The sequence below is a fragment of the Polyangiaceae bacterium genome (assembly GCA_020633205.1).
Taxonomy (GTDB): domain Bacteria; phylum Myxococcota_A; class Polyangia; order Polyangiales; family Polyangiaceae; genus JAHBVY01.
Map to the genome: position 1 here is coordinate 112699 of JACKEB010000021.1, position 12944 is coordinate 125642.

A 12944-nucleotide genomic window follows, 5' to 3' on the forward strand; every position below is an offset into this window, starting at 1 on the left:
GGGCGCGCTATGGCAAGGCGTGCCAACACCCACGTCCGATCCGAGCCCCGAGGCGGGCGGCGCGCCCTCCGAGGCCGCCGACAAGGACGTTTTGGCCGCCGTTGCCGAGACGGCGACGGCGGACGATGCAGAGGCAAAGACGTCAGGTGATGAAGAGCGTCGCCAGATCACTGGGCGTGCCGGCGTGGTCGCCGCGGGCACCCTCGCGAGTCGCGGCCTCGGGTTGGTGCGCGATCAGGTGCTGGCTGGCATCTTCACCCGTGCGGAAACGGACGCCTTCTTCGTCGCGTTTTTGTTGCCCAATGTGCTGAGGCAGTTGCTCGCGGAGGGCGCGGTCCAGACGGCTGTGCTGCCTGTCTTGGCAGAGACTCGCGAGAAGCAAGGCGAGGCGGAGGCTAGACGATTCTTCCGGGCGATGCGCGGTCTGTCCCTCACGATCCTGGTCGTAGTGAGCGTCGCAGGAGTCCTCGGCGCACCGTACCTGGTCGAGCTCTTCGCTGGGGGCTACCACCAATATCCTGGTCAGTTCGAGCGCACCGTCACCCTCGCGCGCTGGGTGTTTCCCTACATCTTCTTCATGGGCACTGCGGCCCTTGGAGTTGCAGCGCTCAACACCTACCGACGCTTCGTCGCCACGAGCTTCGCTCCGGCGCTGCTGAACGTTGCGTTCATCTTCTTCGCGCTGGCGCTGCCGGGCTGGCTCGGGGCAAGTGGCTACGAGCGCATCCTCGCGATGGCGTTTGGTGCGCTCATCGGTGGGGTGCTCCAGGTGATCGCCCAGTGGCCCAGCCTGCGGGCGATAGGCTACTTCGAGCGGCCGAGCTTCGATTTCCGTCACCCGGGTGTGCGTCAGGCCTTGAAACGCATGGGACCGGTGCTGATCGGCGTTGGCGTGTACTACGTCGACGTCATCCTCGCGCGGCGATTCCTTTCGGAACTGGACCTGGGATCCCAGTCGTATTTCGCCTACGCGCTACGGCTCTGCGACTTTCCTCAGGGGATTTTCGTGATGGCGTTGCAAACCGCGACGCTGCCGAGCTTGGCGTTGCTGTTTGCCAGGGGCGAGCGGGAAGAGGTCGCGAAGACTTTCGCGTACGGCATGCGGTTGGCGTTGTTCGTGGGCTTCGCCGCGACAGCTGGCGTTGTGGGGCTGGCCGAACCGCTGGTGGTGTTGATCTTCCAGCGCGGCGAGTTCGATGCCCAGAGCGCCCACGAGACGGCGCGTTCGCTGATGGCCCTCGGGTTGCACATCTGGATGGTCGCTGCCGTGCGGCAACTCGTGGCGGTGTTCTACGCAATGGGCGACACGCGAACGCCCGTGGTCGTGGCAGCGGTGGACCTCGCGGCATTCATCATCCTGGCGTTGCTCCTGCGTGGGCCGCTGGGTCACGTTGGGGTGAGCTTGGCGGTGGCCGGCTCCTCCGCGGTGCAGATGATCTTGCTGTGGTATTGGCTAGGGAAGCGCCTTGGACACCTCGGAAATTTCGACATCTTGAAGAGCGCCGCGCGTTCGGCGCTTGCGGCGTTGCTCGCCGCGGGTGCCGCCTACTGGCTCGCGAACGTGGTGAAGTCGGGAGTTGGCAGCGACTGGTTCTCGCGGCTCTTGCCTGGCTTGGCCGGGACCACTGTGTTCTGTGCGGTGTTCCTCTCGGCGGCGCGCTTGCTCGGCAGTGAAGAGCTAACAGCCATTGGGCGCCCGTTGCTGCGGCGCTTGCGTCGGCGCCGAGCCTAGGCACCTGGTTGACCTCTCCCCCCAAGCAAAACAAAGCGTAAGGCGTTAGACCATCGCCTTTCCGCAACAAAACTCGCGCCGGATCATGCGTTTCACGGCGATGTGAGCTAGAGCCGCGGGGTGACTCAGTCTCCTGCCAAGGCGCGCGCGTTGCCGCGCATCACCGACGCGAAGTTCGTCGCCGGTGCGACCCATGAGAGCCAACTGCCGCCTCCGACGGGCATCGAGATCGCGTTCGCCGGGCGCTCGAACGTCGGCAAGAGCAGCCTGATGAATCACCTGATGGGGCGCAGGAACCTGGTGCGCACGAGCTCCACCCCGGGTTGCACGCGTCAGCTTTCGTTCTTCGAGGTGGGATTCACCGATCAGTCGCTGGTGACGCTGGTGGACTTGCCTGGGTACGGCTACGCGCGGCGCTCCAAGACCGAGCGCAAGCTTTGGGCGGAGCTGATCGAAGGTTACTTGCTTGCGCGCCCGACGCTCGCGGTGGTCTGCCTGCTGATCGATTTCCGTCGCGGCCTCGAGCCGGACGACGAGGATCTACTGAAGATGCTCGCTGAAGAACCGCGCGTCGCTCGACCGAAGCTCCAGACGCTGGTGGTCGCCACCAAGCTGGACAAGGTGGCGCAGGCGCAGCGCAAGCCCGCCATGCTCAAGGTGGGCAAGGCCGCTGGGCGCAAGGTGCTGCCGTTCTCCGTGAAAGATCAGGAGATGGCAGACGGGCTGTGGGCGGAGCTGAGGCGCCGCACCGGCCTTGGTATCCCTACGGAACCGAGCCTACCTCATCCAACCCCTTGATCTCGCGCTCGCAGTCGCCATACAGACTGAAGCGGTGGCGGGTGCCTGGAATGCGGAAGCGCCAGGCAGGGCCGGCCTTTGCGCGGTAGTACTCGAGCTGCGCTGACTTATCCTTGGGGATATTATTCGCGACGGCGTGTGCCCAGACTTCTTTCGGGCCACAGCGCGGCTCGGGCAGCGGCTCGAAGCCCTTCGAGGAGCACGAGTACTTGGTCTCGTCTTCCTCTTCCTGCAGGCCCTCCGGCTTGACCTTCACCACCTGCTTGCCGCAGTAGGGGCGATTCGGGCGGCCTTCGGGGTCACGCGGGGGCTGCGGTCCCTCGCCAGGGCGGCTCTGAAACACGAAGCGGACTTCGGAGCCCTTCTCGGTGATGTCCACCGTGCCGTCGCTCTTCACGCCGCGCAGCACGATCCCGCGCAGCACCTCGCGTGGGGTACGCTTGCGAGCTGCGGGAAGGGTGGCGACGGCGTCCACGGCTTTGGGAAAGCCCACCGCGGCGCTGGGATCCGGCTCGGCGGGAGGCTCCGCGGGCACGGGTGTGTTCTTCCACTTCGCCCACCACGCGAGGCACAGCGTGGCCAGGAAGGTGACGAAGACGATCAGCATCCCACGCACGCGGTCCTTGCGACCTTCCGGAGTGAGCTTGGGCGGCTCCTCGGCCGCCGCTGGCGGGGCTGGGGCCGCGGGCGGCGCGGGAGACGGCGCGGGGGCGTTGGGGGAGACGCTGGTCGGATCCTCAGCTGACATCGGCCGCGGTCTATATCACGGGGCGCCCGTGCGTCCCCCTTGCGCGTCGATTTTCTGCAGAGAGTGGATTGCCCAAGCTCGGAATCGAGGCTATGAAGCTCGTCCTCCTTTGGGAGGCTTGCGGAGTTCGCTCCGCTCGGGCGCATAACTCAGCGGTAGAGTGCAACCTTCACACGGTTGAAGTCACAGGTTCAAATCCTGTTGCGCCCACTCGATCCAGGGCGAGGTCTGCTTAAGGGACCTTGCCCTTTTCGCGTTTGTGGCTCTCGTCGATTCTTTTCAGCGCGGGCGCCCGCAGGCCCGCGCTGGGCTTTGGCTCGCCGGGGGCTCGCGTCGCGTTCGCTCGCTAGGTTGTGTCGAGCTTGCTGGGGCTTCAGCGACTCCAAGTGACTTGAGGACGGCCCGCGCTGGGCTTTGGCTCGCCCTTCGGGCTTCGCGTCGCGTTCGTGGGTTGGGTTGTGTCGAGGCTGCTGGGGCTTCAGCGACTTCAAGTGACTTGAGGATCGCTGCGCGCTTCGCGCGTTCGCTCTGTGGCTTGCGGTTCCAAGTGCCTTGAAGATCGCTGCGCGCTTTCGCGCGTTCGCTGTTGGGGGTGGGTCGTGGCCGGTGCTGAGGTGAGTCCAGATTGGCGGGCGGTCCCTGCTTGCGCTCCGCTCGGAGCTGAATGCGAGCAGTGAGGCGTCGGCGATGACCGCACGATTCTGCGCAGGTTTGCGTCGATGAGCGCGCGTTTCCGCCGGGTCGCCGAGGCGGACAGAGATTGGGCGTTGCTACGGACTGAATCCGTCCCTAGTGGTTCAGGCATGATCTTTCGTCAGGCCTTTGGATTGGGTGTTCTTGTGGCTTTCGTTGCACTCGCCTCTGGGGGGTGCGACCTGTCGGATCCGCCATCGGGATCGGAGTCGGAGTCGCAGGGACAAGCGCGAGCGATCGAAGACTCCTTTGCAACTGACTTCGCCAAGGGGCTGTGCGCGGGCTACCAGCAGTGCGCGTGTGACGACCTCGTGGGGGCTGGGGACGCGCCGTTTGCGGACCAAGCTGCGTGCGAAGCGCAGATGACCACGAGGATTCAAGACTGGCAAGCGGATGAAGTTGCCTCGGGGAAACACTTTAACGCTGAATGTGCCGTTCAGCGCCTCGTTCGCTTCGCCGGCGACGTTTGCCATGATGAGGCGCGGCCCGACACGACCTGTGGGGAGTGCGACGTTTACGCTGGCACGTTCGGGCTAGGTGCGGCCTGCCTACCGGGAGGATGTGAGAGTGGCCTCAAGTGCGTAGCAGGTGTTTGCGTCGAGCCGTGTCGACCTTTGCTCATGGGGGAGGGCTGCCTCCCATCGGTGAACCAATGTCAGACGGGGCTGCGCTGCAGCAATGACGGCAAATGTGTCGACGCAGCCAAGGAAGGGGAATCTTGTGGGGAAGGGACACCGTGTGGGCAAGGTCTCATCTGCCTGGACGGAGCTTGCGTGCTGGCGGCGCTTCCCGGCGAGGTGTGTGGGGAACGCCCGTGCGCGTTCTCGCCCTGCGTGGACGGCGTCTGCTCAGAGTTTTCCGCCATCCCCCGCGTCTGCGGTCTCCACTAGCCTGGCGGGCAGGCGCGTTCCCGCGCGCCGGCCGCGCCACCAGTCTAGTGACCTTCGTCGGGTAGCTCGACGAACTTGAGCGAGCGGTCATAGCGGCTGCTCACTCGCACCAGGAACAGCGCCGGGTAGCGCGGATCGGAACGCTTCACCTCTCCCCCACACGAGTACTCGACGCCCGCTGGCGTGCGGCCGCCCCAGTCGAGGTTGAGGGTGCCTTCCCCTTTTGCCAGCTCTTCTATCACTTGAGCCAGGCGCTTGATGGACGCAGCTGGCGCGCCTGGGTCCGCTGTGAACTTGGCGGAGTTGTCTTTCGCAATCCGGAGAACGCCCAGCACCACGCCTTTTTCCTCGATGCGGCGGGTGAGTGGGACCTTGAGGGTCTCGTATGTGGGCGGGGTGTCGCACAGCTCGTCGCGCTTCCCGCTGGCAGGGGGCGCCGCCGGCGCAGCGCTTGCTGCTTCAGACGCGGTATTTGCTGCTTCAGACGCCGTCGCGCCCTTCCCCGCAGTCGTTTCCGCGTCGTGACAACCGCTGATGGCCGCGAGCCCCAGGATGATGAGTAGCGCGTGGTGCGTCCTCGCAGCCCTGGAAGGCACTCCTCGATCGCTCTGATCCATGGGTGCGATACTACGCGCGGGGCGTGGGTCGGATCTGAAATTTCGTCCGACTCATCGCGCGCCGTGCCCCGGGTGCTAGCGCGCTGGCTCGTGGCTCCCATCGGTCGCTTGTGGCCGAGCAGGGAACCACAGCGGACCCACTGCCAAGAGCAAGACCAGCACGTTGAAGAGCGCGTTGGAGGCGTTGCCCGAGGCGATCGAGCCGGACGAGTCTAGGCAGAACCAACACACCAGCCCAGAAACGACGATTTTCCGGACGGATTCTGGTGCCAGGTCATACAGGCGCTCAGACAACATCCAGATGGTTACGCCCCAGCCGAGCAGAAAGCCGCCGGTCAGTGCGGAGAGGAAGCGCGTGTCCGGGCTGGTCCAAGTCGTGGCGCCGTCGACCGGCCAGCTCAAGAGGTCCATGCTGAAGCGCGCCGGTTCCGCGGTGCCCGGCATCGTGCCGAGGAAGAACACCGGTGCGAACGAACCAACGACAATCGCCGCGACCTTGAGCCAGAGTTTGTGAGTTCTTTGGGTCATGAGAGCTCCTGTTTGGTTGATGCCTGGGAGCTTGGGCGGTGAGGCGCCGTGCTCAATGACCTGCGAGGTAAAGTTCTGCGCGCTGCGGCCTTCCGCGCCCAGCATGGTGTGGGAACCTCAAATTGCCGCGAGGAAAGGATGGTCGGTGTCGAGCCCTCTCTCAGTCCGTTGGGGACGATCTGACGATCGCTCATGATTTCTGGCTGCCGGGACAATCCCTCATGGGAAATCGTTGCCGCGGTGGGGGTTGCTCCCTAACATCAGGCGATGGCTTTGAAAACTTGGGTGTGGCTTGGTGCGCTCGCGCTGCTGGGGTGTTCCAGTGACGGTGAGGGAAGCGGCGGCTCGGGGGCGTCCGGCGGCGGTGGCGGAGCGTCTGGCGGAGCTGCTTCGGGTGGCGCTGCTTCAGGCGGCGCGGCGACCGGTGGCACTGCGTCGGGGGGCGCAGCAGCGGGAGGCGCAACGACCGGCGGTGCAGCGGCAGGTGGCGCCGGAAACTCAGGCGGCGCCGGAAACTCAGGCGGCGCCGGAGCTCAAGGGGGCGCCTCGGGGGCGGGCAGCGGAGGTAGCGCTGGCGGGACCGGTGCACCGCTGAAGATTGTGGTGCTTGGGTCTTCGACGGCGGCAGCCAAGAACCTCGATCAGACCGCTTATGGAGGGGACCCGAGCTACAAAGGCTGGGTGGCGCTCTACACCGATGCCTTGACTGCAGCGCGGCCAGGCTCCCAGGTCGTGAGCTTCGCCCTGGCGGGAGCGTCCACCTACGATGCGCTGCCCACGGGGACGCCCAACACCGCGAATCGGCCCCCGGTGGATCCGCAGAGAAACATCACGCGTGCTCTGGCCGAGAGTCCCGACGCCATCATCGCCAACTATCCGTCCGGTGGAAACCTGGAGGTCGGCGGTTACAGCGCGAAGGAAATCGTCGACAACCTTCACACCATCGCAAACGCCGCACAGGCTGCGAACATCCCGATCTGGATCTCGACGTCCCAGCCGCGCAACTTGCAGACCACCACCATGGAGACGATCGCCCTCTCGCGGTCGCTTAGCTTGGCGGTGCTGAGTGACTTCGGTTCGCGAGCCTTGGACTTCTGGACGCCGCTCACGAATAGCGACGGCACCGCGAACACGCAGTATCAGCTGACCGACGGAGTGCACCCGAATCAGCAGGGGCATCAGCTGCTGTTTCAAGTCGTGCAGTCCGCCGATCTGCCGGGTGTGGTGGCGCCGTAGAGCGTCGGGTTCGTCACCTCAAGGATGGGTGTAGCCGAGCATCCAACTATAGATGTCGTGACCCGCGCTCAGGTCGTAGGTGCGGGTCCAGGAGTCGTGCTTGACACCGGGATAGATCGTCAGCTTGGCGTCCACCGGAGCAGGGGAGGTGCACGCCTGGAGGTTCGTCATCGGCTCGATTGAGCCGACAGGCTTGACCGTTGGGTCCATATCCCCGTGGAAAGCCCAGATCGGTACCTTGCCTAGGTCGCAGCCTGCTTTGTTCCAGGCGTTCCGCCCGTCGCCCGCGATCACGACGATCGCAGCGATTTGCTGATCGATGTAGTTCCCGAAGTAGTTCCAGCTGCCGATCGCTCCACAGCTGAGCCCAGTCAAATACACGCGCTTGGTATCGACCTTGTAGGCGCCGATCGCGAACGTGATGAAGTCGTGGATCTCATTTGCACTGGGGCAGTTGCCGTTGCCCGTGTGTTGCGCGGAGAGCACGATGAACGGGCGCGAGTTCGGCCACTGATCCTTGTCGATCAGCTTCGGCGGGCCGTTCCTGATCACCTTGTCCAGATCGGTAGCTCCGCCGTCGCCGTTCTCTCCGACGCCATGCCAGAAGACCATGAGCGGGTGCTTCGCCTGCGTGGCGTAGTTGGGGGGGAGGTACTCCCAGTAGCCATTACCCGCGTACTTCGTGCCCTTGGGGCGCTTCACGTGACGATCCGAGGAGGGGCCTGCGTTGTTGGCTCCTGCTGCGCCGGCGGTGCCTCCGCTTCCGGCGCTACCTGCCGCCCCAGCGCTTCCGCCGGCTCCAGCAGTTGCACCACCCGAACCGCCACTCGACGCACCCGCGCTGCCGCCCGCGGCAGCTCCCGCGTTGCCGCCGCTGCCGCCCGTCGCTCCGGCCCCCGAGCTGCCACCGCTGCTCGAGCTGCCACCGCCGCTCGAGCTTCCGCCGCTCGTCGAACCAGCGCTTCCGCCGCTCGTCGACCCTGCGTTTCCGCCGTTCGTCGACCCTGCGCTTCCCCCGCTAGCCCCACCGGTGCCTGCGGTTGCCCCGGTTCCACCGCTGGAGCCTCCGTCGCCGTCGTCGCCGCAACCCGTGAGCACCAAGAGGCTACTCAAGACCAGCGAACCTAGCAGGCCGCTCCTAGAAGCCGTCCGCTTCGTCATCCCCTGAACTCCCATACGGGAATGCTAGGCGCCGAGGCTGAAGAGCGGGGCGGGGTTAATCGCGCGGCGTGCGATTGTTGGCCGTGGCGTATCGCCGCGTTCTTCTACACTCGTTGGGATTCGCTCGGGTTTCTGTGGTTCCCCGGCCTCAGGGCTTGGACTTCGGGAGGCTGTACTCGAACTGCGCGCGGCTGTAGTCCGTGTCTTTGAAAATCTGCACGGAAAGTTTCTCACCGGTACTGCTGTCATAGCCAGAGTACAGGTCGTTGCGAAACGTTTCCCGCCAGCCCTCGCCCTCCAGGTGCTTGGTGATCTTGAGGTAGGCCTCAGCCTTGGTTCCTGGAACGTAAACGTTCGCCGCGTCGTAACGCCGAGATCCCTCGTCCACGTCCTTGCGGATCCCGTTGGCGCAGAGGATCGCGTCGGGTGGCAACAAGTCAGCGTGTCCCGTCCAGTTCTCGGCGCGGGGCGTTCCTCGGCAGGGATCCCGCTTCTTGCAGCCGACGAGCCCGCTGCTCAGCAGCAGCGCAAAGGTAACGGTGAACGCTCGAAGTACTGTATCTGAAGTGCTGGCATGGGTAGTTCGGAACACAAGACCTCCTTGGCGCAAGCTAACGCGCCTTAGGTACCCGGTTCGTTCGCAATTGTGAGAAGGCGACTCGCAGATTCGAGAACGGGCTATACTCCAAGGGATGAGGTGTTTCGGCGGCTTGGTGGTGCTGCTCGGCGCGGTTGGGTGCGCCTCTCCCCCAAAAAAGCCGCCCGATCTGGCTGCAGATACCGAGCTCGCCTGTTCCCGCTCGGATGCCGCGGCTTGGACCCAGATCGTTTTCCGTACGGATGCATGGCGAAAACTGGCGACGCGCGCGGATGCCGGCGACGCAGCCGCGTTCGAGGAGATCGCAGACCACATGGAGGCGGCGCTAGCTGCCGGGGACACGGCGTGCAACGCCTCCCGGGTCGAGCGCTTGCGGGAGACAGCAGTGCGCCTGCGTGACGCGCCTCGTCCCAGGCCTTCGCCAGTGCCCAAACCCAGCCAAACGGATCGAGATCCGGGTGAGGTGCGCGGGGACGATGACGGCGAAGTCGAGCCCACGTCGGAAGTCGGGTCGCCCTCGGAAGCCGCGCTCCCCTTGGAGGACGAGCCCGTTGAGCCCTCGGCAAAGCCACCAGGGAGCACCGCTCGGATCCCCACGGTTCGCCAGACCGATGGCCGTCTGGCGGTGTACAGGCGCGTGATGCGTCAGGCGCAGGCGCGTTTTCGGCGTTGCTACCAAGGCGCGCACAGCCGCCAGGAGACGATCCAGGTCGCGGTGATCGAGTTCGTGATCGCGCCGGATGGCCACGTCGAGAAGACGAGCTTCGAAGGTGGGGCCGGCTACTTCGACCGCTGCATGGACGCCACCTTCAAGAGCCTGCGTTTCCCTGAAGAAGCGGGGCGGCTGATCATCCGCTATCCGCTGACTGAGGTGCCGCACTGAAGGTCGCGTCGCCAGTGGTCGCAACGAATAGACCGCGCGGTCGCTCGAAGCCAGTCGACTCGCGGTGTCTCCTGAAGTATTGGGCTCGGATGAAGTCGATTCCGTCCCTGCTCGCGGTAGCCATCACCTCCACTTTCATCGTTGCCGCCTGCAGCAGCTCGGACGGGGGTGGCGGAGGTGGTGTCATCAGCGTGTCTGAGGAACAGTACGCTGAGCTGTATGCCAAGGGAGTGTGCGGAGGATTCTACAAGTGCGACTGTCCCCCGAGCCCCGTGTACGACTTCGCCGACCAGGCGGAGTGTGAGGCGCTGTTCACGACCTCGGTAGCAGACTCGCAGGACGCCTCGCGCAACGAGGGTCTGACGTTCGACGCTGAGTGTGCAGCGAAGCGCGTCAACAGTTTCGCTGGAAACGTGTGCGTGGACGAGCTGTGGGACTACACCCACTGCGGCGTCTGTCAGATTTATCACGGAGATATCCCGAGGGGTGGCAGCTGCACGGACAACGAGTGCGATCGGGGACTCGAGTGCTTCGACGGAGTTTGCCTCGATCCATGTGATCGAATCGCCGAGGGCGACTCCTGCGTCGACACGGTGAACAAGTGCGAGGCGGGGTTGTTCTGTGAAGGGGGTACCAGTGGCTACGGAACCTGCGTGACAGGTCGTGGCGAGGGAGCCAGCTGCGACGACTTCACGCCGTGTGGCGCGGACTACGGCTGTCAAAATGGGACTTGCGTCAAGGCAGCTCTGCCCGGTGAGAGCTGTTTCGACCGCCCTTGTGCGACCACGCAGTGTGTGGAAGGCACCTGCGCAACGACTCCGCTCGGCAACCCAAACGTCTGCGATTTGTACTGATTCCGCGAGGTGAGGCGCCCGCTGGGCGACGGGCGGCCCAGCCGGGCTGATCCGACCGCAAAGTGACTTTTTGCAAGCTTCGGTTTGCTGACCGGGTGCTTTGCGAGTAGTACTCCGCTCCCCCAAGGGACGCGGCGCCGTAAGGCGTGCCTCGCGTCCCGACTGGCCTGAGCGCTTTCGAGGCGCACAGAGCATCGCCGCTCCTCTTGGTTTTTCGTCGCTCACGCTCGTGTGAGCCACACGCGGCTAGGCTCCGCAGGCTCGTGTGAAGCGCGAAAAGCGCAGGAACGGCGTACCTCTACATGTCCCAATCTCTTCCCGAAACGACCTTCGACGACGTCGAGGGCTTCGATGACGACGCACCCGTGTCTTCTCCTCTGAGCGGCGTGCCCGTGCGTGATCCCCTGGACGGCGTTCCGGAGCCGCTGCGTGCGGCCTTCGAGGAGCGCGGCTATTCCTCTCTCACGGAGGTCCAGCGCGCGGTGCTCGATGCGGATTCTCCCGGCCGCAACCTGCGCATCTCCTCCCAGACGGGCTCCGGCAAGACCGTAGCGCTCGGCATGGTGCTGGCGAAGGAACTGCTCGAGCCGGCTCCCGGTCGCAGCGGACCCGAGGCGTTGGTGATCACGCCGACTCGCGAGCTCGCGAATCAGGTCGCCGAAGAGCTCAGCTGGCTCTTCAGTGGCGTGCGCGGTGTGGACGTCGCTTGTGTCACTGGCGGCACCGAAGTCTGGAAAGACAAGAAGCCCCTCGCGCGGAAGCCACGCATCCTGGTTGGCACCCCCGGTCGCCTCAACGATCACCTCACGACCGGCGTACTCAACGCCGACAGCGTGCGCCACGTGGTGCTCGATGAGGCCGATCAGATGCTCGACATGGGCTTCAAGGACGACCTCGACGCCATCGTCGGCGCGATGCCCGAAGAGCGTCGCAGCCACCTCGTTTCCGCGACCTTCCCGCCTGCGGTGAAGTCACTCGCCGATCGCTTTCAGAAGAACCCGCTGCACGTCGCGGGCACCGAGCTCGGTCAGGCGAACCAAGACATCGAGCACATCGCCCACTTGGTGCGTCGGGGCGAGAGCTACAACTGCCTCGTCAACCTGCTCTTGATGAGCCAGGGCGAGCGCACGTTGATCTTCGTCGAGCGCCGGGTGGACGCCCAGGAGCTCGCTGAGATGCTCGCTGGAGACGGCTTCGCGTCGCTGCACTTGAGCGGCGATCTGGCGCAGGCCCAGCGCACGCGCACCCTCAACGCCTTCAAGGCCGGCGTCATCAGCACGCTGATCTGCACGGACGTGGCCGCTCGCGGCATCGACGTCCCCGACATCGCGCGCGTGATTCACATGGGGCTCTCCAACGATCCCGATGTCTACACGCACCGCAGTGGCCGTACCGGGCGCGCCGGGCGCAAGGGCCAAAGCATCCTGATCGTCCCCACGACTGCCGAGCGTCGCATCCGTCGCCTGCTGCAGGTCGCAGGGGTCAACTGCAACTGGCGTCCGGGCCCCGGCCCCGACAAGGTGCAGAAGGCGATCACCAAGCAGACTCGGACGCGCATGTTCGAGCTGTTGCAGGCCGAGGTTCTGGAGGGGGAGAGGTACAACGAGGCCGAGCTGGAGTACGCCCGTGGGCTGCTCTCGGACCGCGACCCCGCCGAGCTGGTTGCGACGCTGATCAAGCTCGCCGAGCCGGTGCTGCCGCGTGAGCCTTTTCCTCTCGGCAAAGCCGAGGCGAAAGCCGGCGGCTTCGTGGAGCGCGATCGCACGCCGCGCGCCCAGAGCTATGTGCCGTTCTTCATCAACTGGGGGGAGCGCGGTGGCGCGAACCCAGCGCGCCTGATCGCCCACGTGTGTCGTCGCGGCGGCATTCGTGGTCAGTCGATCGGCGCGGTGCGCGTCGAAGCGCGCATGAGCGTCTTCGAGGTCGCGAGCGACGTCGCTCAGGCCTTTGAAGTTGCCGCGCGGAAGCCCGACGCGCGTGAGCCGGGACTGCGGATCGACCGCTTCAAGGGCACTCTCCCGAGCGCGCCAGAGCGGCGCAATGGGCCCCCGGCCTTCGGTAAGCGCCGTGCTCCTGGGCCTCGTGATGGCCTGGACCCCAAGCCGTTCAAGTCGCGCAAGCGCACCGGCACCCGTCACCACTGAGCTGACCGCTGCTCACGCATCCGGGCACGTTTCCGGGCCGTCTAGAGATTGTGACGGCTTGG

General features: G+C 65.3%; 12 protein-coding genes and 1 tRNA gene. 8 read left to right on the plus strand and 5 right to left on the minus strand.

The genetic code is table 11. The features are described 5' to 3' along the window. Nucleotides 1-19 precede the first annotated feature (19 nt). Nucleotides 20-1732 (plus strand): murein biosynthesis integral membrane protein MurJ, encoded by a 1713-nt coding sequence (gene murJ / locus H6718_33090; GenBank protein ID MCB9590294.1) that lies wholly within the window; start codon nt 20-22, stop codon nt 1730-1732. 120 nt (nt 1733-1852) lie between these two features. Then, the gene (gene ysxC, locus H6718_33095; protein MCB9590295.1) at nt 1853-2530 is read left to right on the plus strand and encodes a ribosome biogenesis GTP-binding protein YsxC; all 678 of its coding nucleotides are present in this window, start codon (nt 1853-1855) and stop codon (nt 2528-2530) included. Here the strand turns inward: ysxC and H6718_33100 are convergent. Further along, nucleotides 2496-3278: a hypothetical protein gene (locus H6718_33100; protein ID MCB9590296.1), complete on the minus strand. Its 783-nt coding sequence runs from the start codon at nt 3276-3278 to the stop codon at nt 2496-2498. The genes ysxC and H6718_33100 overlap by 35 nt on opposite strands. Before the next feature lie 138 nt (nt 3279-3416). On the opposite strand from H6718_33100, the gene H6718_33105 reads away from it, so the two are divergent. Then, nucleotides 3417-3488: transfer RNA gene (locus tag H6718_33105), tRNA-Val, on the plus strand. A 593-nt stretch (nt 3489-4081) separates the two neighbouring features. Beyond that, a complete protein-coding gene (locus H6718_33110) occupies nt 4082-4861 on the plus strand; it encodes a hypothetical protein (protein ID MCB9590297.1) in 780 nt (259 codons plus the stop codon). Nucleotides 4862-4905: 44 nt separating this feature from the next. On the opposite strand, the gene H6718_33115 is transcribed toward H6718_33110, so the two are convergent. Beyond that, on the minus strand, nt 4906-5478 hold the full coding sequence (locus H6718_33115) for a hypothetical protein (protein ID MCB9590298.1): 573 nt from the start codon (nt 5476-5478) through the stop codon (nt 4906-4908). A gap of 75 nt (nt 5479-5553) precedes the next feature. Next, the gene (locus H6718_33120) at nt 5554-6006 is read right to left on the minus strand and encodes a hypothetical protein (protein MCB9590299.1); all 453 of its coding nucleotides are present in this window, start codon (nt 6004-6006) and stop codon (nt 5554-5556) included. A gap of 267 nt (nt 6007-6273) precedes the next feature. Between H6718_33120 and H6718_33125 the strand changes: the two genes are divergently transcribed. Beyond that, nucleotides 6274-7242, plus strand: coding sequence for an SGNH/GDSL hydrolase family protein (locus H6718_33125; GenBank protein MCB9590300.1), 969 nt, complete (start codon nt 6274-6276; stop codon nt 7240-7242). Between the two features lie 18 nt (nt 7243-7260). Here the strand turns inward: H6718_33125 and H6718_33130 are convergent, their stop codons facing one another. Further along, nucleotides 7261-8403, minus strand: a complete 1143-nt coding sequence (locus H6718_33130) for a hypothetical protein (GenBank protein MCB9590301.1) — start codon at nt 8401-8403, stop codon at nt 7261-7263. Nucleotides 8404-8551: 148 nt separating this feature from the next. Next, nucleotides 8552-8995 (minus strand): hypothetical protein, encoded by a 444-nt coding sequence (locus tag H6718_33135; protein ID MCB9590302.1) that lies wholly within the window; start codon nt 8993-8995, stop codon nt 8552-8554. Between the two features lie 100 nt (nt 8996-9095). Between H6718_33135 and H6718_33140 the strand changes: the two genes are divergently transcribed. The 3 genes from H6718_33140 to H6718_33150 all read left to right on the plus strand — a co-directional run bounded on the left by H6718_33140 (nt 9096) and on the right by H6718_33150 (nt 12882). Next, nucleotides 9096-9884 carry a hypothetical protein gene (locus H6718_33140; protein ID MCB9590303.1) on the plus strand — a complete coding sequence of 263 codons (789 nt, stop codon included), beginning with the start codon at nt 9096-9098 and terminating at the stop codon, nt 9882-9884. A gap of 89 nt (nt 9885-9973) precedes the next feature. Further along, nucleotides 9974-10738 carry a hypothetical protein gene (locus H6718_33145; GenBank protein MCB9590304.1) on the plus strand — a complete coding sequence of 255 codons (765 nt, stop codon included), beginning with the start codon at nt 9974-9976 and terminating at the stop codon, nt 10736-10738. Nucleotides 10739-11040: 302 nt separating this feature from the next. Continuing rightward, nucleotides 11041-12882, plus strand: a complete 1842-nt coding sequence (locus H6718_33150) for a DEAD/DEAH box helicase (protein ID MCB9590305.1) — start codon at nt 11041-11043, stop codon at nt 12880-12882. Nucleotides 12883-12944: the final 62 nt, after the last annotated feature.